Genomic DNA, 23,338 nt, shown 5'->3' with positions numbered 1-23,338 from the left:
ACGCTGATTGATACAACGGAGGAAAGCCAGGTGGAAATCAATTTAAGCTATGACCAACTGAATAACGAATACAGCATGCTGATGGGGGTTTTAGGAGCCAGTGTCAGCAAGCACCTTATAGATGAGCATCTTACATGCATCTGGGCCAACAGCTATTATTATGAGCTGATTGGCTACACAAAGGCTGCGTATGAAGCGCATTTCCAAAACCAATGTGACAGATATTTTGAAACGAATCCGGAAGGGTGGAAGCTGCTTACGGAAAAGATAGAATCCAGTCTGGCAAAAGGCGAAAAGGGATATTCTGTTTATCTGCCGATGGTCTATCCGGATGGCTCCAAATTCTGGATCAAGCTGCAGGCTGTCTTTACGGATGAATATATCGGCGGATACAGAGTCGCCTATACCACTATGATTGATGTGACGGATATGATGCAGGCGCAGAAAGAGCAGATGCGTGCGCAGCAAAATTATGAAACGATGACGCGTGAACAGGAAATGCTCATGAGCGCGCTCAATGTCAGTGTCAGCTCACATCTGGTGGATGAGCATTATACCTGTATCTGGGCCAATGAATTTTACTACAAATTAATAGGCTACCCCAAGCCTAAGTATGAGGCTCTTTTTCACAATCATGCGGATGAATATTACGGCAATAACCCGGAAGGCTGGGAATTGCTTACCCAAAAGGTCACTTCTGTACTGGAGCAGGGAGGCGATAAATATGAACTGATTGTCCCTATGAAATATGAGGATGGTTCCAGTTATTGGGTAAAGCTTGTCAGCTTTTTTACAGATCAGTATGTAGACGGCTACCGTACCTCTTATACGGTTATGACAGATGTGACAGAGCTTGTACAAACCAGGAATGAATTGGAAATGATGATGCAGGCAATGAAGGTCAGCGTCAGCAAGCACAAGGTGGACGAGCATTTCACTGTGGTCTGGGCCAATGATTTTTATTATCAGCTTATCGGGTATCCCAAGCCTGAATATGAGGAACGATTCCATAATCATTGTGATGAATATTTCATGGACAATCCGGAAACATGGGATATTCTCTGCAATAAAATAGATAACATGTGCGCGGCGGGAGAGGACAGCTTCGGGGCATACCTTCCGATGAAGCTCCCGGACGGTTCCTCGCGGTGGGTGAAGCTGGTGGGTTTCTTTACCAATGAATATCAGGACGGAAAACAGCTGGCTTACACCACCATGATTGACGTCACCGAACTGCTGCAGGCCCAGCGCGATAAAAGTGTGGCTTATGAGCATGTCCCCGGATTTATTGTTAAGTACCGGATCCTTCCGGACCGGATTATGATGATTGATGCAAGCAGCCGTATAAAGGATTTTTTTGATGTGGATCTTGACAATCTGACCGACGCTGATTTCATGAGGGTTTTACAGCCTGAGAGCCGCAGGCTCATTGAAGACAGGCTTCCGGAATTACGGAGGAGAGAAGCTCTGGAGCTGGACGAATCCATCCGTGTCAAGGATAAATATGGCAGGGACTGCTGGCTTCAGCTCCACGGCACCTGTATTGATTCCATTGCCGACGATCCGGTTTATCTGGTGGTGTATATTGACATTACCGATATTACCGAGCTCAGAAAGCTCCAGCATCAGCTGGAGGAACGAACGGAGATGCTCAATACGGCGCTGGAGGCTGCCAAGCTGGCGAATGCGGCCAAGTCGGATTTCCTCTCCCGGATGAGTCATGATATCCGTACGCCCATGAACGCGATTGCAGGGATGACGGAGATTGCAGATGCCCACATCCGGGAACCGGAACGTGTAAGGGACTGCCTGCAGAAAATCCGTCTCTACAGCAATCACCTTCTGGGCCTGATTAATGACGTGCTGGATATGTCACAGATAGAAAGCGGAAAGGTTTCCATTCATGAGTCCTCTCTTTCGCTGCCGGAGTTAATCCGGGAGATTATCATGATTACGCTTCCCAATGTCAGAACAAAGCAGCAGATTTTCAAGGTTCATCTGCGCAATATCAGCCAGGAGCATTTTTACAGCGACGAGCTGCGCCTGCGCCAGATACTGCTGAATCTTTTGTCCAATGCCTCCAAATTTACGCCGGAAAAGGGACAGATTATTTTTGAGGTGGAGCAGCTGCCGGGAGACTCCGGGCTTTCGTTTACCATAGCGGATACTGGCCCGGGCATAAAGAAGGACTTTCAGGAGCATCTGTTTGAGACATTTACCCGGGAACGTGACAGCCGTACAGACCGGATTGAAGGCAGCGGCCTTGGCCTTGCCATAGTCAAACGGCTCACTGAGCTGATGGGAGGCGATATCAGGCTGGACAGCGAACCGGGACAGGGCTCCGCATTTTGTGTGACACTGCCCATACGTCCCATCCCGGCGCCTGCAGACGGGAGCATTGATGATGCCGGAAGAATTCTGCTTGTGGATACAGACCCGGTTGTACTGACGGAAGGGCGGCAGGCCCTGGAGCGTCTCGGAACGGAGGCTTACTGTGCGGAAAGCGTCGGTGAGGCAGTGGCTTATATCCGTGACCGGTATCAGGCCGGGGAAAGCTGCCGTATGATAATTATGGATTGGGAAATGCTCCGGCCGGATGCTGAGGAGGTATTGGAGCAGATCCGGAGAGAAACTGCCGGGGAACCGCCGCTGTTGATCATATCCGCTTATGATTGGAGTGAAATCAAGGACGGGGTGGCTGGCGGCATTGCCGGATATATAGAAAAACCATTTTTCCGCTCCACCTTCAGAGCTTGTATGCTTAAATACCTGAAAGGCGAAGAAACATCGGGTCATAAAGCTGTGACCTATGATTTCCATGATAAAATCTTCCTGCTTGCAGAGGATAATGAACTGAACCGGGAAATTGCCGCGGAACTGCTGGGCAATTTTGGTGCCAGGCTGGATACGGCGGTAAACGGCGAGGAAGCGCTCCGGCTCTTTCAGGCGAGCGCCCCCGGCTACTATTCTCTGATATTAATGGATATTCAGATGCCGGTGATGAATGGATATGAGGCGGCCCGGGAAATAAGGTCGCTTAACCGTGCGGATGCCATGACGATACCGATTATTGCCATGACGGCCGATGCTTTTGTTGAGGATATCCGTAATGCGGAGAATGCGGGAATGAACGGCCATATGGCCAAGCCTTTGAGTTTTGACACCCTTGCCCTGGAAATCGAAAAATATCTAACCTCTGCAGAAAGTTAATATGGGAATCCATACAGCGGACAGAGGCAGAGGGATGATATTTGGGAGGTATACTGTGAGAGAAGCTTTTTTTGAACGATTTATGATTAACCAGCAGAAACTGGTGGCGTATGCTACGGATACGGCCACCAATGAAATACTGTATATGACTCAGGCAGCAGCCACCCTGTACGGGTTTGAGGATGTGCGGGACACCTATGGGAAAAAATGTTACGAGTTGATTCAGGGCCTGGACGATGTCTGCCCCTTCTGTACAAACAGCAAATTGAAACCTGGCAGGCCATATCAATGGGAGCACTATAATAGGAAGCTTCAGATGTGGTTTGATATTACAGATATCCTGGTTATGTTCGAGGGGAAGAACTGCCGGCTCGAAATTGCGCGCGATGTCACAGCCCAGAAAGAAAAATTCGACCGCGTTTCCAACCGTCTTACCATGGAGGAAACCCTGGTGGAGTGCATTCAGACACTTTCCGGTGAAGCGGACGTTAATGCGGCAGTGAACCGTTTCCTGGAGATTATCGGCCATTTTTATGCGGCTGACCGGGCATATATCTTTGAATATAATACAAAACACATAAAAAACACCTTTGAGTGGTGTAGTTCCGATGTCCCGCATCAAATAGGGGTACTGCAGGAAATTCCAATAGAATACATAAGGGATTGGAACCATAAATTCGAACTGGACGGAGAATTTTTTATTTCTTCACTGGACAAGGATCTGGTCATTGATTCACCTGATTACCGTATTTTAAAAGCGCAGGGAATTAAAAGCCTTGCCGCCGCCCCACTTAAGAAAAACGGCCGGATTATTGGTTTCCTTGGTGTCGACAATCCTGTGGAAAGTACAGAGGACTTATCCTTGCTCCGCAGCGTATGCAGCTTCGTGCTGGAGGAGATGGAACGGCGCAGGCTAATCCAGGATTTGGAGTTATTCAGCTATACGGATTTGCTCACCGGCCTGCAGAACCGGAACTGCTACATAAAAATGCTGGACAGGCTTTCTAACCAAACCCTGCGATCATTGGGTGTTATCTACATTGATATCAACGGAATGAAGAAAATCAACGACAGCAACGGCCATGAATATGGGGACAGAGTGATTAAAAGGGTGGCGGATATCCTGAAGCTGCGTGTTGGATGCGATGCATACCGGGTGGGCGGAGATGAGTTTACGGTGCTTTGTGTGGATATAGAGGAGCAGGACTTCCATGTGCTGACAGAGAAGCTGATCAGGGATTTTCAGAAAAACAAAGAGTATGACGTTTCCATCGGCCATACATGGAAGGAAGGCAATGTATCTGTGGAAGAGGAGATCCTCAAGGCCGATGATTTAATGTATGCAGAAAAACAGCAGTATTATCACGCAATTCTGCAGGGGGACAGAAGGGCACGCACCGGTATTGCAACAGAGCTTCTGGAGGATATTGCCGACCACCGCTTCGAGGTCTATTATCAGCCGCAGATCTCCCTTAAGTCCGGACGGATTATCGGTGCGGAGGCTTTGGTACGAAAAAGGAATAAACGGGGAAGCCTGATCCTGCCGGATCGTTTTATCCCCCACTATGAAAGGGAGCGTGTAATCTGCCATTTGGATTTATTCGTGTTCCAGACAGTCTGCGCCGATTGGCAGAAATGGAAAAGGCAGGGGATGGAAACCCATATCTCTTCCAATTTTTCCCGTGTTACGCTGATGGCTCCGGATATTGTGATGCAGATCAAGGAGATCTGCCGGGAATATGAAGTCCCTGCGGATAAGATTACGATAGAGGTGACAGAAAGTATCAGTAAATTGGAGCCGCAGCAGCTGATTGACCTGATGGGCCAGTTTGCTGCGGAAGGCTTTTCTGTGTCACTGGACGATTTTGGTTCGAAATATTCCAATCTGTCTATTCTTGCCACGCTGGAATTCAGCGAGATTAAATTTGACAAATCACTGGTGGATAAACTGAGCAGTGATGTAAAGAGCCGTATTATCATGAAAAACACCATGCAGATCTGCCGTGAGCTTCCAATGACACGTTCGCTGGCGGAGGGGATTGAGACGAAGGAGCAGCTGAATTTACTGTATAAATACCATTGCGACTATGGACAGGGTTATTACTTTGCCAGGCCTATGGGTGCGGAAGAATTTTTTGAACTGATAAAGAAGGAGGATATGCTTGGGGAGGCTGTTTTAATCCGGCCCGATCCGTGCGTACAGGAGAAGAGGGAATGACTCAGGCCGGAGAATAAAATCTTATCAGGGGGAACACCAATGAAAAAACAAATGAGAATACTGACTCCGCTGCTGCTGGGGCTGATTGTGGCCATAAGCGTAATCTCTATCCGGCGGATTTCAGATATTCGTGATTACTCGAAACTGATTAATTATGTGGGGATTGTAAGGGGAGCCTCCCAGCGGGTGGTGAAGCTGGAAATGAACGGTCATCCGGATGATGAGCTGGTTGGTTATGTGGAAGAGATCCTGAATGAACTGCTGACCGGACAGGGCCGGTACGGCCTGGTTTTGGCTGACAGTGAGATATACCGGAATAATCTGGATTTACTGAAGGAACAGTGGGAAACAGTAAGGGAAGAGATCGATGGCGTGAGACAGGGAGATGACAGCAGCAGCCTGCTGGCTTCCAGTGAGAAATTATTTGAAATTGCCAATGATACGGTTTTTTCCATTGAACAGTATTCTATGGAAATGGCGGAAAAGACGGCGGGGATGGTTTCTGTTACCGCGCTGGTCAGCGCCGCTGCGTTTGCAGCCGCCGTTTATTTTTATATCCGTAAATTCTTCCAGCTGAAGGTTACCAATGAAAGGCTGGAGGGGCTGGCATACCGGGACGAACTGACGGGAGCATACCATATGGAGAGGTTCTATGAAGAGGTGAACCGTATCATGGCTCAGAATCCCGATGAAAAATTTGCCGTTTTATATGTTGATTTCGAGAATTTCAAATATGTCAACGATGTATTCGGGTACTCCTATGGGGATGAGCTGCTGAAGGGCTATGCCCATTTTGCCATGAGCCGCCTGAGAGAAAAAGAGCTGCTGGGCCGCGATATGGCGGACAGGTTCGTGATACTGCGCCGTTATGAGAGCCGTGATGAGCTGCTGAAGACTCAGGAGCAGGTGGACGAAGAATTCTTAAATTCCAGTCTTGTCAAATCAAACCGCCATATGATGACAATTGCGGGGGGTATCTGCTGTGCGGAGGATATGGTGGAGGAGCCTGAGGCGGTAAGGATGGTTAACCGGGCCAATTTTGCCCAGAAGGAGGTAAAGAATAAACCGGGGAAACGTTATGCGTTTTATGGGGAAGAGATCAGACGGAAGCTGATCGCCGAGATGTCGGTGAAGGACAGGATGCAGGAGGGGCTGGATAATGAAGAGTTCGTGGTCTATATGCAGCCCAAAATAGGGGTAAAGGACGGCACTGTAAAAGCTGCGGAGGCGCTGGTGAGATGGGAGGTTCCCGGGGAAGGGCTGCTTTCACCGGGGTTCTTTATCCCGGTGCTGGAAAAGAACCATTTTATCGGGAAGGTGGACAGATACGTCTTTGAGAAGGTATGTATCTGGTTCCGTGAGCGCATGGAAAAGGGAGAGACTGTGGTGCCGGTTTCCGTCAATGTGTCAAAAATCCAGTTCTATAGCCCGGATTTTATCCCCGTGTACGCGGGAATTAAGAAAAAATATGAAATACCGGACCAAATGCTGGAAATCGAGCTTACGGAATCCGTGGCGTTTGAGCATGAGGAATATTTACTGCAGATAGTCAGAGAACTGCATGAAAATGGGTTCTTATGCTCTCTTGACGATTTCGGCACGGGATATTCTTCTCTGGGGCTTTTGAAGTACCTTCCGATTGATGTGCTTAAGCTTGATGGTGTGTTTTTCCGGGTGAGTGTGGATGTGAACCGGGAGCAGACTATTTTGAAATATATTATCAACATGGTGAAACAGCTGCATATCAGCACGGTTGCCGAGGGCGTGGAGCGGGAGGAGCAGGTGGAGTTCCTGAAATCCGTGGACTGCGATCTGATTCAGGGATTTGTTTTCTACAGGCCGATGCCGATCAGGGAGTTTGAAAAGGTTCTCGCCGCTAACAGGAAGGAAAAAAGACAGATATGAAAAATTTGAAGGTCAGTAAAAAACTGATTATCTCATACGCTTTTGTGCTGATTTTATTGGTCGTCATTATTGCTGTGAGCATAGGAAACCTGATAAGCATAAGGGCAAGAGTGGAGGCCTTTTATAATGGCCCTTTTAAGGTCCTGAATGCCGCGAATACGGTGAATTCCAGTTTTGAGGCGATGCAGAAATCCGTATTTCGCGCCATTTCCAACACTGACCCGGTGATTGCTGAGCGGGCGCTGGAGGATTCTAAGGTATACGCTGGAAAAATTCAGGAGCAGATTCCCATCATACAGAAGGATTTTCTGGGAGACCAGGCAATTGTTGAACGTCTTCGGGCGGCGCTGGATGAACTTGCGCCGCAGCGCGAACACGTCCTGGAGCTTGCACTGCAGAATCAGAAGGAGGAAGCCGCTGCTTATATGGAGGCGAACAATGTGAAAACCATCCATAAGGCACAGGCAGAGCTGGATGAACTCATCGATACTGCAGACAGGAAGGCGGATGAGCTGATTGTCAGCCTGCGCTCTGAACAGATGGAATTCATTGTGATGCTGTCCGTGTTGGGGACAGCCAGCGTACTTATAAGCATCCTTTTCGGCATTTATATTACCCGCAGCATTACCAGGCCGATTAAGGAGCTGGAGACTGCGGCCAGGCAGATGGAGCAGGGGCATTTGAAAGTCGATGTTACATACCGCTCAAAGGATGAATTGGGAAGCCTCTCGAACAGTATGCGGCAGATGTCGGAAAAGATTTCCTATTACATGGATGAGATTTCCCGGGCCATGCAGCAGCTGGCCGACGGGAACCTGGATATACCGGGCTGTGATGGGTTCCAGGGAGATTTTCTGCCTGTTCAGGAGGCTCTTTTTATTGTGATCGATTCCCTGAATGAAACAATGGCGGAAATAAATACGTTTTCTGACCAGGTCGCCAGCGGTTCCGATCAGGTCGCCGGCGGGGCACAGGTACTTTCCCAGGGAGTCATTGCCCAGGCCGGCTCAGTGGAAGAACTGGCTTCGACAATGTCGGAAATATCCCGGCAGGTGAATGAGAATGCGGAAACCTCGCAGGCGGTGAAAACGGCGGCAGGTGAAATGGGTACCAATATTCTCGCCTGTAATCAGCAGATGCAGGAGATGAAGGCAGCGATGGGGGAAATCAATTCCTGTTCCACGCAAATCCGAAAGATCATCAAGACGATTAATGATATCGCATCCCAGACTAATATTTTGGCGCTCAATGCCGCGGTGGAGGCGGCCCGGGTGGGTGCAGAGAGCAAGGGATTTTCCGTAGTGGCCCAGGAAGTGCGTAATCTGGCCGGCAAGTCCTCTGCTGCCTCCAAAAGCACGGAGGCGCTGATTGAGCAGACCCTCGACGCGGTTGCCCATGGAACGAAATTAGCGGAAGAAACGGCCGCCTCACTCATGAATATAGTTGGCGGCACCGATGATATGGTATCTAAAATAAATCAGATTGCGGAGGCTACTCAAAAGCAGGCGGAAGCGACGGAAATGGTCTCCATAGGAATCGGACAGATATCCGATATCGTGCAGACTAACTCAGCCACGGCAGAGGAGTCGGCCGCCGCGTCTGAAGAACTCTACGGAGAATCTCAGCTTTTAAAAAGCAAAATCAGCCGCTTTAAGCTGCATATGTAGATTTGCTGGTGACATGACAGGAATAATTTAGTAGAATAAGGAAAACGGTTATTCTGAAGCAGGAAGCGTAAGAGTAATCCGGCACCCTTCTCCCGGGACAGATTCGGCGGAGACATTTCCCTGATGCTCCTGAGCGATAGTTTTTACAAGGAAAAGCCCCAGACCGTTGCCTCCCTCCTCCTTTCTTGTGCTGAAGGAGCGTTCAAAAATATGGGGAAGAGTATCCTCGTCAATGCCGCATCCGGTATCACTGACGGATAACAGATAATTTCCATTTTCCATGGAAAGGGACAGCACGATTTTTCCCTCGGGCGGTGTGAAATCCATAGAGTTGAATACCATATTTTCGATGGCTCTGGCGATGGATTCAGGATTCCCCTGCATCGGGCAGGGGAAAGGCGGGAGAGAAAGAAGAAACAGGGGGCCGAAGACCTCCACATCCTGCCTGTTTCTGAGGTAGTAGGTCTCCGCCAGCTGCCGAAGGTCGAATTTTTCCCGGCGGGACACAGGAGAAATCCCTGCGTTAAAATCCTGGATGGAACGAATTTGTACGGAAAGCTCTTCGTAATTCTTTTCTATCATATCTATTTTTTCCTGGGTTTTTTCGTCCACATGGATATCATTCTCCTTTACCAGCTGCAGATAGGCGGAAATACAGGCAATGGGAGATTTCAGATCATGTAGGAATTCCGACAGGATTTTTTGACGTTCTGAGAGCAGCAGGGTTACTTCCTTTGTCCGTTCTTCGACCATATCCTGCAGATGCTCTGTCAGCTGAAGGTTTTGTGCAGCCATCATGAAATGCAGCTTCAGCATGAAGCCTGAAAAAAAGAGAATCAGAAAAAAGGTGCCATATTCATCGGGCCAGCCGGTATAGGCAGGCTCCCAGCGGTTGAGGGTCAGCACAGAGGAAAGAAGACCCGCGCTGTACATGGCTGTGCCTGCAGCCAGCCATCCGGTATGTTTTCCGGAGGTACCCTTCAGGGATAAAAGAAGCAGAAGCAATGATATTGCCAGTTTATACCAGGAAATAATCTGGCCGTAATACGGAATAAAATAAGGAAATAAAGACAGCAGAAATAAAGGCAGAAATACGCTGATCAGCAGCATGGACAGGGCGATCAGCTCTATGGGGGCAGCTATTTCTTTTTTTACGGAATCCGACAGGGCGAATACAATTTTCAGAGCACATAGTATTATGAGCATGGAGCTGCCGTCTTCCAGGGCATACAGGATGCGGGGAAACGGAAGGCTTATGGTATGGAAAAAGGGATAAAAGGAGTGCAGAGAAAAGGTCAGGGCCAGGATACCGAGCCAGAAATAAACCCTGCGGCCGGGCTGCTTTCTGCTTCCCAGCCATACGGCAGCAGACAGCAGCGCTATAGACAGAGAAAAAAAGCATAGAAGACTGTAAAATACCATACGGACAGAGGTCTGCAGGTGGATGGCCTGAGCGCTGCCCAATACCGGAGGATATATAATTCCGCTGTAATAATGGCTGTAGTTGGCTGTCTGGATAATAATATCCGCGGCCGTACCGTCAGGAACCGAAAGGATAAGATCGCGGACCATGGGGGAATACGGATGTAAGCTCCCCTGGCTGACCGCTTCTGTACCATTGATATAAACCCGGCATGCCGAAAAGATTTCGGGCAGATACAGCACCAGACCGTCCAACTGCCGGGAAGAGGCGAATCTGAGCCGGTAGGTGGCGGTACCGTATGGAGAATGCCCCTGATGGAAGCCTGCAAAATTCATATATTCTCCAATACGCGTTGTAAGACCGCTTTCGGAAACGGAAGAAGAAAGAAAATCCTGGGGAGAGAGCAGCCTGTCAGGATAGATTTCCCACCCTTCAGTCAGATAAAGGAGCTTATCATGATTCAATGCCTGTGCATCAGCGAGAAGGACGCCGTCCCGGATTTCATAATAATCTTTGCTGTATTTGTTATCAATTACCGTAAGCAGATGAAAACCTGCCAGGGCCAGAAGGAATAAAAGAATGCACAGCAGCTGTGTTTTTACGGTGTTATTTTTGTTCTTAGCTTGTTTTTTGGAGTTCATGGATACCTCGGAGGATGGAGCATGTACAAAATGAAAAAATCAGTAAGGTTCTTCTTATTTCATGCGGCAGCAGTGGCTTTTATATTCTGCTGGATTCCGTCAGAAGCTTCTTCCGTACCGGGTAAGATCATATCGGAGGGAGCAGCTGAGGTGTCAGGAGATTCAGCTGTGGAGCCGGGGAATATGGTACCGGAAGAATCAGCAGCAGTGCCGGAGAATACAATACCGGAAGAATCAACTTCGGTACCTGAGAATACGGTACCGGAAGATTCAGTAGCAGTGCCGGAGAATACGGTGCCGGAAGAAACAACTGCAGTGCCGGAGAATACCGTACCGGGAGAATCAACTTCAGTGCCGGAGAATACGGTGCCGGGAGATTCAACCGCGGTGTCGGAGAATAATATATCGGAAGAAATATCTGCGGTATCGGGAAATACGATATTAAAGGATGCATTGTCCGTGTCATATAATTCCATATCGGCAGAAGCTGCGGATTGGATTGAAATAGCTGATTTTAAGGAGCTGCGCAGAATAATAAACAGCAGCATAAGGCCGCAGACAAGACATGTCCGTCTGACCTCGGATATAACCATAACGGGGACAGATGCTGATACTTATTATATCATATCTCCCCCAACTGCGCCAATTTATATTGATACGGGCGAATATACGATCTATGTGGAGGGACAGCTGGTGGTAATGGGAAGCGTCTCTGTTTTCGGCAAAGGAGGGGATGGGGGACTTATCCATATCAACAAAGGAGGGTACGCCACATTCGAAGGGGGCAGCCTCAGGGCGGATCAAGGTTATGCTTTATGGCAGGAGGACGGCGCTTTTTTCACTGCATCGGATCTGGATGATAAGAGCTATGCATTTGTTCCCTATTCCTGCGAAGGGGAATGCAGATATCCGGATAAACCCGTAGTATGGGATTCCTATGAAAAGGACAGGGAAGAAACGACATATCGTATTATTCCTACGGAAAATGATTTTGACCCGGAGGTTCTTCCGGCAGAATTTTATTCCACCTGGTGTGATAAAGGGAAAAAATACAAGGGAAAGCTTCCTGTTTTCTGGGAAGTGGATGAAAACACACAGGCTTCTTTAAAGGAACGAAAAAGAACGCTTATAAACGGAAATTATGGACCGGATTACGATATGGGACGCCGCCCGGAATGTATGGCTCTTTTCCAGAATAAAAATGCAGCGGTAATTATTAATGGAATGCTGACAGTTTATTCCCCTAGCCAGTCTGTCATGGAAATCCGTTTTGCTCTGGAGAATCCGAAAGAGGAGGATGGCAGCTTTTATGTGGAATTTTCCCGGGACGGAAAGCAGTGGCAGCGCTCTGAACAGGGAAAATACCGATTAAAAAATGGGATTACTTTCTTTTATGAGAATTATGAAGACAGGAATCCCGCGGTCTATTATTGTGTCTGCGTTCAAAAAGACGGGAGGAACTATTATTCGGATATTGTGATGATTTCAGAAGACAATACTCTGGTTATCGGTGACATCCATGGAGGCAGAGGAGGAGGAACTCCCATATTGTCAGGTATGCAGGAAACGGATAAGGTATCAGGAAATAAGGAGGGGGAAGGGAATACTGTTGGGATATCCCCGGAAACAGAGACTCCTTATTCGGATGAGGAAGGGGAAACAGAGCAGACGGAAGCCGCAGCAGAGAAACCGAAAACGGAAGAGGAGAAAACGGATCCATACCGGAAGGAAGTATTTTCTTATGGTGAAGGGAAGGAGGAGTCCAGGAACGCATCATTTGCGGCCGATGAAGAAAAACGGGAAGAAACGCAGGAATATAATGCTTCCGGACAGAGTCAGGAAAACTTCAGTCCGACGCAGGAGTCTTCAGAGGAAACGGCCGAATCGATTGCGGCGATAACGGAAGAAGACACAGGCGTTGCCGAAGAGCGCAGGAAACAGATTTTTATGGGCTTTGGTTCGGTAGGCATCATTCTGGCGGCAGTATTTTGCGGGAATGCACTGGTGCGTAAATTCAAATAAACTATGTCCTGTAAAGCAGGCCTATATCTTATCAGCATGAAAGCCAGGAGAATCCTGCCCGAAGCTTCCGGGCATCACTTCCGGTTCAGGGGACAAACAGGTAGCCTTTGTGGCGTATGGTACGGATATACTCTTTTTCCGGACAGATGTCACAGAGTTTTTTCCTGACCTTGCCTATGCGTGCCTGAAGATTATGCCTGCTTTCATTTATGGGCTGTTTCCATATATTGTCATAAAGCTGTTCGTAGGTAAACAACTGATTGGGATGGTGGGCAAAAAAGGAAAGGATGTCGAATTCCAACCGGGGAAAAGTACATTCAACTCCGTGACAGATGGCTGTGAGCCTGCCTGTATCAATGATCAGATCACCGAATGTAAGCAGCTCCGGCGGCTGGTTTTCATAACGGCGCAGGATTCGTACATTAACACGCAGCTCCAGCTCTTTCAGGGAAAATGGTTTGGGGACATAATCGTCTGCGCCGGACAGAAAGCCTTTGATTTTATCATCATTTTCAGTATAGCATGATAAAAATATGATCGGTACGGAGGAAAACTGCCGGATGGAGGTACATAACTCAAAACCGTTCATATCCGGCAGATTAACATCAAGGATCACGCAGTCAATACTGGCGCTTTTCAGATAGCTTACCGCCTTATCCGCTGATGCTGTACAAATGATATCATATTGCCGTTCTTTAAAGTATTGATATACCACATTCCGCAGGGCAGCATCATCGTCCACGAAAAGAATCTTATACATATTACATTCCTCTTATACATAAATATTATCTGTTATTCCATATCTGTGACCCGTCTATACAGCAAGTATATCATAAAATTCACACCGAAAAGTCGCCCCAATGTCGCTTTTTATAAATATATGCTAAACGAGAATAATATCTGTTATAATTCATACGTAATCCAATAGGGAAAGGTAACGGAGTATTACGATGAAGGAAAGCAATTTTAAAAAGGCAGTTAATGAAATTCTGAGTTTTGATTTTTCAGGAGAGGGACAGAAGGCAAAAATTTCAGAGGTGACCTCAAAAAAATCAGGGAAAAAAGAGGAGCCGGATAGAGCAGCAGGAGAAGGAATGAAGGAAGAAAGAATACCGCACGGAGAAGGACAGGCAGTTACTGTTGAAGCATCGGTACCCGTTCAGGCCGGAGCGGATATGGCCGCAGTAGGAAATACAGTGCCGGCCCTGAAAAATGAATCCATCATTACGGAGGATATGGTAATTGACGGAAGCGTAAGGACAAAATCAAATCTGCGCGTTCTTGGGCAGATTTCAGGTGATGTGAAATGCGAGGGCTCTCTGCTGCTGGCAGGTAAGGTAATCGGCGATATTTACGCAGACAGCATGCGTGTCCAGTCGGGTAATATCACCGGCAATATTCAGGTGACCGATGAAATGGTAGTGGATAATAATTCATGGATTAAGGGTGACATCACGTCAGGACGGCTGATGTTCAACGGACATAGCGAAGGCAATATGATGGTAAAGGAAAGTGTTGAGTTCCGCGAGTCTGCAAGGGTGAAAGGAAATGTTTCATCGGAATGCATCTCCATGTACAATGGGGCACACGTGAAGGGGATGATCGATATCGGCGGCATTGAAGAAATTAAAGAGGAGTAACAGGAGGAAAAGGTATGGATTTTTCCACTGTGGGCGGAGAGCTTTGTACGGAAACAGCGGGAGGATACGGTAAATCTTCTGTTAAGCTTGTCGCTGCTGACAGAAATCGGCATAAGGGAAAAAGCAGGTACTGGGGAAGTGTACTTTTTTATAAGCATATAATTTTGGGAACGACGGTTCTTTTAATCCTAATCCCTTTATTGGGCCTCGGCGGGATGATTTATAAGTATTCCCGTCTGATGGAAGATTATCAGGGGCTTCTGCATCGGACATACTCTTTGTATGAGGCGGAGGCAGTGGAAAACAGAAGGAAAATTTCAGAGGCAGGCAGAAAAATCAGCCTGGAGATTTCCGGCTGGAATGACAGGGTCGGAAAAATCCCGTTTAAAGTAAATACAGATGACTGGAATTACATATTGGTAAACGACTGGAATCCGCTGCCGGCCGCTTTTAAGCCTCAGTTAGATGTATTGGACGACGGGCATCAGGTAGACTACCGTATCGTGGATGATCTCGTAAAAATGCTTTCAGATGCGAAAGAAGAAGGTATGGATTTGCTGGTATGTTCAGCGTACCGCAGCTATGAGAGACAGGCTGATTTGTTCGGCAGTTCGATAGAGGAACTGATGGATCAGGGATTGACGTACATAGACGCCTATTATAAAACCCGTGAGCAATACGCGGTTGTCAGCTACAGCGAACATCATACCGGACTGGCTGTGGATATTGTGGGGAAGAGCCATCAGATGCTGGACGAACGTCAGGGGCGTACGAAAGAGGCAATGTGGCTTGCCGAAAATTGTGCCCGCTATGGTTTTATTCTGCGTTATCCCAAGGGAAAGAAAAATATTACGGGAATTGAGTATGAGTCCTGGCATTTCAGATATGTAGGAAAAGAAGCAGCGGAATTTATTGACGAAAATGATTTAACGTTTGAGGAATTTCTGAAAACTGCGGAAGCGGATCAGAAGAATATGGCACACCCCGTTCCTGATTAACTCATTAAAAAGCCCCGCAGAAGGCGCGCAGGATATCCATCCATGCCAGGCAGTCTGCGGGGCTTTTTGCTCTATTTATTCATTTTATAAACCGGATCTGCCGGATACCCGCCCTTCAGCTTCTGCATCCCGCGCTGAACCGCGTCCTTGGAAGTCTTCCAGTCGGCATCCTTGTTCCGGTAATCGAATTTTTCAATAAGCCAGTCCACATCACCGGAAACACGTTCCATATTTTCTTCCATCAATTTGAATACCAGAGGATAAAAATCCTTCTTCTCCGCGTCATTCAGATGGGAGTCCGCCTGATTGCATAAGTCACCGAAATGATGGAGGCAGAAGCCCTTGCTCTTTTTCAGTTTTTCGCGGAAAGCCTCATCATTTTTATACAGATAGAAAAAGGTATCCATATAGCGGGCGTATTCCTTGGTGAAAAAATCACAGATATAGCAGGTTCTTTCCTTCTCCGCAACCCAGGAAGCGATAGCGTTGGATTCGGAGGGCTTTCCCTTCAGCTTGTCCATGAGTGAGGTTTTTCCCGGGGTAAAATGAGAAAACTGATCCTTCATTTCCGCAATCAGCTTTTTGTAGTGGGTTTTCAGTATCCAGCCGTTTCCCAGGGTATTGCCGTAGTCAAACATTTTCTTGTAATGCATCCGGCAGAAGCCGGCCTTGTCCGTGGCCTCCCTTGTGTCGCTTTCCATATAGGAAGCGCAGGAACCGAGCACGTAATCCATGATATCCTGCTCCACATTCCGTTCAATGAAACAGAAGGGGCATTCATCCTCCGCGTTCATGGCGTCATTTAAAGGGATGGTATATAATTTTTCTTTCATTCTTAATCTTCCTCCGGAATCCATGTCATGTATCTATTGTATCGGATCAGGGGCGAGATTACAATCAGAGTATGACAGATAAAAATTCTGAGTGAGCAGCTCCGTCTGCCCGGGCTCATCTCCCGGTTCCTCCGGATGGCCGGCAGCTCGGTAAGGTTCCTTATAGGGCGCGCTTTCGCTCGGACAAACACGCAGCGGTACTAAGGTTGCAAAGTACGCAACCTAAGGACCGGCGTGTTTATACGGCCCTTACAGGAATCCTTACCGAGCTGCAGGCCATCCGGAGGAACCGGGAGAGGAGCCCGGGCAGACGGAGCCGCTCTCTCAGATTTTTTATCTGCCTCCACATTTTTTACTGTAGCTCAAGATATTTACATTGGTGCAGTATGATTTTTCTGATTTGGGCCATCTCGTCCGGCGGCGGTAATATGTGATAGCTTACAAAATAAGCCACTAATCCGTCTATTTGTGACCACCACAATCGGGAAAAGGCGGCAGCGATTCCAGGCTCGATGTCCGGTTTGGTTTTATAAATAATCTCTTCCACGATGCTTAAGCTGTTCTTGGCCTTTTCTTTCATTTTTTCTCTGAGAGCTTCATTTTTGGAAGACTCCAGCCAGAATTCAAATTTAATCCCGGCGAAATCCAGATTTTCGGCAGTCCATTGGTTTACCGTTTCATCCCAGACACAGATCAGTTTTTCCGATAAAGACATATCTTCGTAAATGACCCGGTTCAGGGCATCTTCAAAAGAAGGATTATTCATAAACTCATTCCAATGTTCTGCCAATTCAAAAAAAATCTCCTCTTTACTCTTGAAATAGTTGTATATTAACCCCTTACTGATTCCCGCTTCTCTCGTGATATCATCTATTGATGTGGCATAATAGCCTTTTTGGGAAAAGAGTTTTAAAGCGGTCTTTAAAATATCTGTTTGGCGCTGTTTCTTTTTTTCATCCGATATTTTAGGCACTGGGAACCCTCCGCATCCATTTCCTGTTTTTTTTACTATAAACCAATATCAGGATTGAAAGCAAGCTAATAATGCCGCCGGAGATAAGATACAGGTTATTGATATTGAATTTATCAAGCAGTACTCCGGTTATCATGTACGAAACCGGCTGAAGGCCTGTGGAGCATAGAAATTGAATGCTCATGACTCTGCCGACAAGAAAGGCAGGAGTAAGCTGCTGGATTGTGGTCAGAAATAATACGTTTATGATTCCCAAAAGCAGTCCGGCTGTGAATATGGAAACCATGATCACCAGCCTGGAAGTACTGTAACTGAAAATGCTCCATATCATTCCAAGTATGAGTACGCACCATAGGATCAGATGAATGGACTGTGTGCTGTCCCTCCGTTTCATATTTCCGATGAAAACAGCGCTTATCAATGCTCCCAGGCCGGTCACAGACAATAACCGCGTATACCCGTCCACCCCTTCGGACAAACAATTCATGGCGATTACAGGAAAACCGACCTGCTGGGGGCCAATGATGCACAGATTAAGAATCGCTGTAAAAAGCAATAACAATATTAAAATAGGCTGTTCCAATAAATCCTTAAAGGCTCCCTGTTGGGATGTCCCGCTTTCGTGAGCCTTGTCTTTTTCTTGTCTGTTTTCCCTGCAGCCCACCCCGCAGAACAGAAAGAATGCAGTGACGGCGGAGACAGCCATGATCGGATACGCTTTATCACTCGTTTTTTCCACAAGGAATCCGGCTAAAAGGGGACCGATCAGGGTTGCCCCCTGGTTGATGAACTGCATCACGGAATTTGCCTTCTGCAGATGCTCCCCGCCCATTAATACGGGGATGGCAGAATAGAGCGCCGGCAATATGGCGGCGCTTATCCCTCCGAACAAAACGGCAAATATAAAAATGATGTTTTCATTCACAAGGCTGCCCTGATTCACAAGAAAGAGGGAAATCAATAGTAAGCCTAATAATCCGGTTCCGATAATAAGTGTTTTGAAAATCCCCAGCTTATCTGTGAAAAGTCCGCTGACAGGCAGAATAAAAATCCTGGGGATAACCATGGCTGTCATAACGGAGCTTAACAATAAAATGGAACCGGTGCTTTTCATGATCAATGAAACCTGCAATACACTATACAGCTGATTGATAAGAAACAAAATGATACATGCGCTGAAAAAGAATACAGAATCAGCGGAGAGAAACTTCGATTTTTTGTTTATAAGCATATTATCATATCCTCCTGATATATAAAATAAACTGACTGTTCAGTTTATTTTACCATAACTATTAATTTCTGCAAGTGTTTTATCTGTTTTTTTCGTTTTATTAAGATATCAGGGAGTATGTCAATATCTGCATGTAAAGTCGGCGCTCTGCCGATACGATATGCGGGCCTGGATGGCGTGCGCCAGGAGTATACCGCCGAACGGCTTACCCATGACAGGAAACCGCCTGTTTAGCTCCGAACACTTCCTGCTTTTCTCTTTTGACTGGCTGTATTTCATTACACGGCAGAAATTGGCGAGGAATTGAGGGAATGATGAAGAGCCCCCTCTTTATTTACCAATAAAACCTTAGCATACACAGATCATAAAATAACAAGGCTGTTCCCCACCGGAGCCGTCCTTCCTCCATTCATATCCCTACCTAATATTAAGGAAATTGAAACATCCCGTCCCCGCCGCCCGCCCTTGCCTCCCAGGGTAGCAGGGCAGGGAGGCAAGGGCTGCGGCGGGGACGGGATGTTTCAATTTCTACCCCCTTCCGCAAAATTTACCGTTGTGAACTACCGCCGGATATGGTACTATTTATGGAAAAGAATTTTTTGGGAATCTTAACAGAAATGTAGGAAAAGACAGGAGAGGAGAGAACGACTTGAGTACAAAAGAGCAGAAAGTAAAAGTAGATGCGGATTATTCCCTGATGCCCGTACCCGGGCACGCGCGCCGGAATATCGTGACCATGTTCATGATTATGCTGGGGTTCACCTTTTTTTCGGCAAGCATGTGGACCGGCCAGGAACTGGGGGCCGGACTTGATTTAAGCGGTTTTATCGGATCTTTGCTGCTGGGCGGCATTATTCTTGGTATTTATACGGCATTACTGGCCTATGTTGGCTGTAAAACCGGATTATCCATGGATTTGCTGGCCCAGCATTCTTTTGGCAAAAAGGGATCTTACCTTCCTTCCGCGCTGATCAGCTTCACGCAGATAGGATGGTTTGGTGTCGGCGTGGCCATGTTCGCCATTCCCGTAGCCAGGCTGCTCGCGCCGGATAAACCCTGGATGGTTCCGCTTCTGGTTGCTGTCGCCGGAATCTGTATGACCGGCTCCGCTTTTTTCGGAATCCGTGCCATGACCATTGTAAGCTATATTTCCGTGCCCCTGATTGCCATGCTGGGGATTGCGGCCATGGTGATCGCGGTGCGTACCGGGGATGCCAGCCTGACGGAAAAATTTGCGGAAAGCCAGGGACTGAGCATCATAACCGGAGCGGGAATGGTTATCGGCTCCTTCGTCAGCGGAGGTACGGCCACCCCCAACTTCGCCCGTTTTGCAAAGACACCGAAAGCGGCTGTCTGGACAACCATCATCGCCTTTTTCCTGGGGAACAGCCTGATGTTCTGCTTCGGCGCATTCAGCGGTGTGTATGTGGGCGGAAATGATATTTTTGAGGTTATGATCGCCCTGAACCTCACGCTGTTCGCCGTCATCGTACTGGGACTGAATATCTGGACCACCAACGACAACGCGCTGTATTCCGCAGGACTTGGCCTCTCCAATATTACAAAAATAAAGAAAAGCCCGCTGGTTCTCATTTCCGGCGCGCTGGGTACCATCACCGCTATCTGGCTTTATAACAACTTCACAGGCTGGCTGAACGTTCTCAACTGCACCCTTCCTCCGGTAGGCGCCATCCTTGTGCTGGGATTTTTCTGCCATAAGGAGGACTATGCCCAGGATAAGGAAAATACCCTGGAGGTGAACTGGTTTGCCATAGCCGGAGTCGTCCTGGGCGCGGTCATCGCCAATGTGGTGCCGGTGGGAATCGCATCCATTAACGGCATGGCTGTGGCCTGCATCTGTTACCTGGTGGGAGAAGCGGTAAATAAGAAAGGGAAATAAGAAATGCTGATTAAGAATATTCATCTGGAAAACAGTGTGGAATGTACGGACATCCGTGTTTCAGACGGAGTTTTTGAAAAAATCGAATCCGGGATAGATGCCCTGCCGGGAGAAGAGGTGATAGACGGAACCGGATGTATGATTCTGCCGCCCTTCATTGAATCCCATGTACATCTGGATACCTGCCTGACCGCCGGGGATCCGGTGTGGAATATGTCCGGAACTCTGTTTGAAGGAATTGAGTGCTGGAGTCAGAGAAAAGAGAAGCTCACCAAACAGGACGTGAAAGACCGTGCGGGAAGGGCGATCCGCATGCAGGCGGCAAACGGAGTACAGTTTGTAAGAACCCATGTGGATGTGACGGATCCCACACTGGTGGCTATGGAGGCCATGCTGGAGCTGAGGGAAGAACTGAAGGACGAGATCACCATTCAGATAGTGGCGTTTCCCCAGGAAGGTATTTTAAGCTATCCTAACGGAAAAGAGCTGATGGAAAATGCGGTGAAAATGGGAGCCGACTGTGTGGGCGCCATCCCCCATTTTGAATTCACGCGGGAATACAGTGTGGAATCCCTGAACTTTGCCATGGATCTGGCGTACCGCTATGACCGCCTGGTGGATGTACACTGTGATGAAATAGATGACGAAGCATCCAGAGGCCTGGAAACGCTGGCGGCGAGGGCCTACGAAATGCAGATGTTCGATAAGGTGACGGCGAGCCATACCACGGCCATGCATTCCTATAATAATGCCTATGTCAACCGGCTGATGAGGCTTTTGAAAATGAGCCGCATTAATTTTGTGGCGAATCCCCTTGTGAATACCCATCTGCAGGGACGCGTGGACACCTATCCCAAGCGCCGCGGCGTAACCAGGGTAAAAGAGCTTCTGGAGGCCGGCCTGAACGTTTCCTTCGGCCATGATGACATTTTCGACCCCTGGTATCCGCTGGGAACCGGAAATATGAGGGATACCGTGTTCATGGGCCTGCACGTATGCCAGATGATGGGCTATGAGGACATCATGAATTCCTATAAGCTCATCACACACAATGCGGCCCGTACCCTTCACCTGGGAGAAAGCTACGGAATCCGGGAAATGAATCCTGCTGATTTCATTATTCTGAACGGGGATAATTTCTACAATGCCCTGAATAAAAAGAGCGAAATCCTGTATTCCTTCCGGAAGGGAAAAATGCTTGCCAAAACCATTCCTGCGCAGACAGAAATCTGTTTCTGACAGCTGACGGAAGGTAAGTTAATATTGTCAAAGAGCCAATGCGGCTTTTGAATAACCCAATTAACTATTAAACTTATGAGGAGGAAATGTAATTATGGGTGAAAAGACCATGAGGCAAAAGCTGATTCTGGGCATTCAGCACACCCTCGCCATGTTCGGGGCCACCGTACTGGTTCCCGCGCTGACCGGGCTGAATACCTCGATCACACTGTTTTGTGCCGGCCTGGGTACACTGCTGTTCCATTGGATCACAAAGAAAAAGGTGCCCGTTTTCCTGGGCTCCAGCTTCGCATTTATGGCGGGTATTATGGCCATTATCGGAGACTCCAGGATGGGGGATCCGGATTTTATGGACAAGCTGGCTTCTGTAAAGGGGTCACTGATTATCGCCGGTCTGGTTTATGTATTGTTCGCCGGCCTGATCAAGATTTTCGGGTATGAAAAGGTGAACAAGCTGCTTCCCCCTATCGTAACCGGGCCTATCATCATTGTAATCGGGCTGCGTCTGAGCAGCACAGCCATCAGCAGTGCATTCTATTATAATGGGGAATTCAGCCTGAAGGCCGTACTGGTCACTGTGGTTATCCTGACGGTAGTAATATGTGTATCCATTTTCGCAAAGGGTATCTTTAACCTCATGCCCATTTTATTTGCCATCATTGCAGGCTACCTGGTATGTCTGCCTCTTGGCTTCTGTGATTTTACCGCAGTAAGGGAAGCTCATTTCCTGTCCTTCATGGATAAGGATATTATGGCACAGCTGCTGTGCATACCTAAATTCAGAGCGGATGCCATCCTGGCTATCGCGCCTATCGCCCTGGTAACCATGATTGAGCATGTGGGCGATATTACTACCAACGGAGCGGTGGTAGGAAAGAATTTCATGGTGGATCCTGGAATTCACAGAACCATTCTGGGCGATGGTCTCGCTACCGCGCTGGCAGGCCTTCTGGGCGGCCCCGCCAATACGACCTATGGGGAAAACACCGGCGTTCTGGCTGTTACCAAGGTATACGACCCTTCCGTTATCCGTATTGCGGCGGTATTCGCCATGATTCTGGGTATCTTCGGAAAGTTCGGCGGCTTTATAACCAGTATTCCTTCCCCTGTTACAGGCGGTATCAGCATCGTGCTTTACGGTATGATTTCCGCGGTAGGTGTCCGTATCCTGATTAACTCCAGGCTGAACTTCGGCAACAGCCGCAACCTTCTGGTTGCTGCCATCATCCTTGTCCTGGGTATCGGCTGCGACAGCATTCCGGTATACGGCGCCGTTACTATTTCCGGCCTGGCGCTGGCGGCAGTTGTGGGAATTATTCTGGCATTCATCCTTCCTGAGGGAGAGGACAGTGTGCTGAGCTAAAAAGAAAAGGCAAAAAGGTATCGGAAGCGGCAGAAAAATCTGCGTTGCTTCCGGTACCTTTTTTAATTTTTGCGG

15 protein-coding genes are annotated in these 23,338 nt (G+C 47.9%); 10 read left to right on the top strand and 5 right to left on the bottom strand.

Annotated elements, in window-relative coordinates; all coding sequences use genetic code 11:
- The first annotated feature begins 30 nt into the window (after positions 1-30).
- From BLA28_RS00830 to BLA28_RS00815, 4 genes are read left to right on the top strand one after another with little or no spacing between them, the layout of a single operon-like run.
- On the top strand, positions 31-3,210 hold the full coding sequence (locus BLA28_RS00830; protein WP_069155667.1) for a PAS domain-containing hybrid sensor histidine kinase/response regulator: 3,180 nt from the start codon (positions 31-33) through the stop codon (positions 3,208-3,210).
- Between the two features lie 55 nt (positions 3,211-3,265).
- Entirely contained in the window at positions 3,266-5,428 is a 2,163-nt protein-coding gene (locus BLA28_RS00825; RefSeq protein WP_071698984.1) for a putative bifunctional diguanylate cyclase/phosphodiesterase, read from the top strand.
- A gap of 39 nt (positions 5,429-5,467) precedes the next feature.
- Positions 5,468-7,333, top strand: coding sequence for a putative bifunctional diguanylate cyclase/phosphodiesterase (locus BLA28_RS00820; RefSeq protein WP_069155666.1), 1,866 nt, complete (start codon positions 5,468-5,470; stop codon positions 7,331-7,333).
- Complete coding sequence (locus BLA28_RS00815; RefSeq protein ID WP_069155665.1) at positions 7,330-9,000, top strand: methyl-accepting chemotaxis protein; 1,671 nt, start codon at positions 7,330-7,332, stop codon at positions 8,998-9,000. Before BLA28_RS00820 ends, BLA28_RS00815 begins: the two co-directional genes overlap by 4 nt.
- A 48-nt stretch (positions 9,001-9,048) precedes the next feature.
- On the opposite strand, the gene BLA28_RS00810 is transcribed toward BLA28_RS00815, so the two are convergent.
- Positions 9,049-11,064 (bottom strand): sensor histidine kinase, encoded by a 2,016-nt coding sequence (locus BLA28_RS00810; RefSeq protein ID WP_069155664.1) that lies wholly within the window; start codon positions 11,062-11,064, stop codon positions 9,049-9,051.
- Positions 11,065-11,085: 21 nt separating this feature from the next.
- On the opposite strand from BLA28_RS00810, the gene BLA28_RS00805 reads away from it, so the two are divergent.
- Positions 11,086-13,086 carry a hypothetical protein gene (locus BLA28_RS00805; RefSeq protein ID WP_069155663.1) on the top strand — a complete coding sequence of 667 codons (2,001 nt, stop codon included), beginning with the start codon at positions 11,086-11,088 and terminating at the stop codon, positions 13,084-13,086.
- An 85-nt stretch (positions 13,087-13,171) separates the two neighbouring features.
- Here the strand turns inward: BLA28_RS00805 and BLA28_RS00800 are convergent, their stop codons facing one another.
- Positions 13,172-13,846, bottom strand: coding sequence for a response regulator transcription factor (locus BLA28_RS00800; protein ID WP_069152154.1), 675 nt, complete (start codon positions 13,844-13,846; stop codon positions 13,172-13,174).
- Between the two features lie 190 nt (positions 13,847-14,036).
- Between BLA28_RS00800 and BLA28_RS00795 the strand changes: the two genes are divergently transcribed.
- A complete protein-coding gene (locus BLA28_RS00795) occupies positions 14,037-14,726 on the top strand; it encodes a bactofilin family protein (RefSeq protein WP_069152155.1) in 690 nt (229 codons plus the stop codon).
- Positions 14,727-14,740: 14 nt separating this feature from the next.
- Complete coding sequence (locus BLA28_RS00790; protein WP_069155662.1) at positions 14,741-15,724, top strand: M15 family metallopeptidase; 984 nt, start codon at positions 14,741-14,743, stop codon at positions 15,722-15,724.
- 71 nt (positions 15,725-15,795) lie between these two features.
- On the opposite strand, the gene BLA28_RS00785 is transcribed toward BLA28_RS00790, so the two are convergent.
- The 3 genes from BLA28_RS00785 to BLA28_RS00775 form a co-directional block, all read right to left on the bottom strand.
- Positions 15,796-16,557, bottom strand: coding sequence for a DUF6062 family protein (locus tag BLA28_RS00785; protein WP_069155661.1), 762 nt, complete (start codon positions 16,555-16,557; stop codon positions 15,796-15,798).
- A 352-nt stretch (positions 16,558-16,909) separates the two neighbouring features.
- Positions 16,910-17,530: a TetR/AcrR family transcriptional regulator gene (locus tag BLA28_RS00780; protein ID WP_069155660.1), complete on the bottom strand. Its 621-nt coding sequence runs from the start codon at positions 17,528-17,530 to the stop codon at positions 16,910-16,912.
- Positions 17,523-18,761, bottom strand: coding sequence for an MFS transporter (locus BLA28_RS00775; RefSeq protein WP_069155659.1), 1,239 nt, complete (start codon positions 18,759-18,761; stop codon positions 17,523-17,525). Before BLA28_RS00775 ends, BLA28_RS00780 begins: the two co-directional genes overlap by 8 nt.
- Positions 18,762-19,410: 649 nt before the next feature.
- Here BLA28_RS00775 and codB point away from each other — a divergent pair.
- The 3 genes from codB (at position 19,411) to BLA28_RS00760 (ending at position 23,263) form a co-directional block, all read left to right on the top strand.
- Positions 19,411-20,661, top strand: coding sequence for a cytosine permease (codB, locus tag BLA28_RS00770; RefSeq protein WP_069155658.1), 1,251 nt, complete (start codon positions 19,411-19,413; stop codon positions 20,659-20,661).
- A 3-nt stretch (positions 20,662-20,664) separates the two neighbouring features.
- Positions 20,665-21,900 carry a cytosine deaminase gene (gene codA, locus BLA28_RS00765; RefSeq protein ID WP_069155657.1) on the top strand — a complete coding sequence of 412 codons (1,236 nt, stop codon included), beginning with the start codon at positions 20,665-20,667 and terminating at the stop codon, positions 21,898-21,900.
- Positions 21,901-21,994: 94 nt separating this feature from the next.
- Entirely contained in the window at positions 21,995-23,263 is a 1,269-nt protein-coding gene (locus BLA28_RS00760; RefSeq protein WP_044971715.1) for a uracil-xanthine permease family protein, read from the top strand.
- The last annotated feature ends 75 nt before the right edge of the window (positions 23,264-23,338 follow it).

It is taken from the genome of Eisenbergiella tayi (genome assembly GCF_001881565.1).
GTDB classification, from domain to species: Bacteria; Bacillota; Clostridia; order Lachnospirales; family Lachnospiraceae; genus Eisenbergiella; species Eisenbergiella tayi.
Note: the sequence above shows the minus strand (reverse complement) of the source record. Positions and strands in the feature narration are given on the sequence as shown.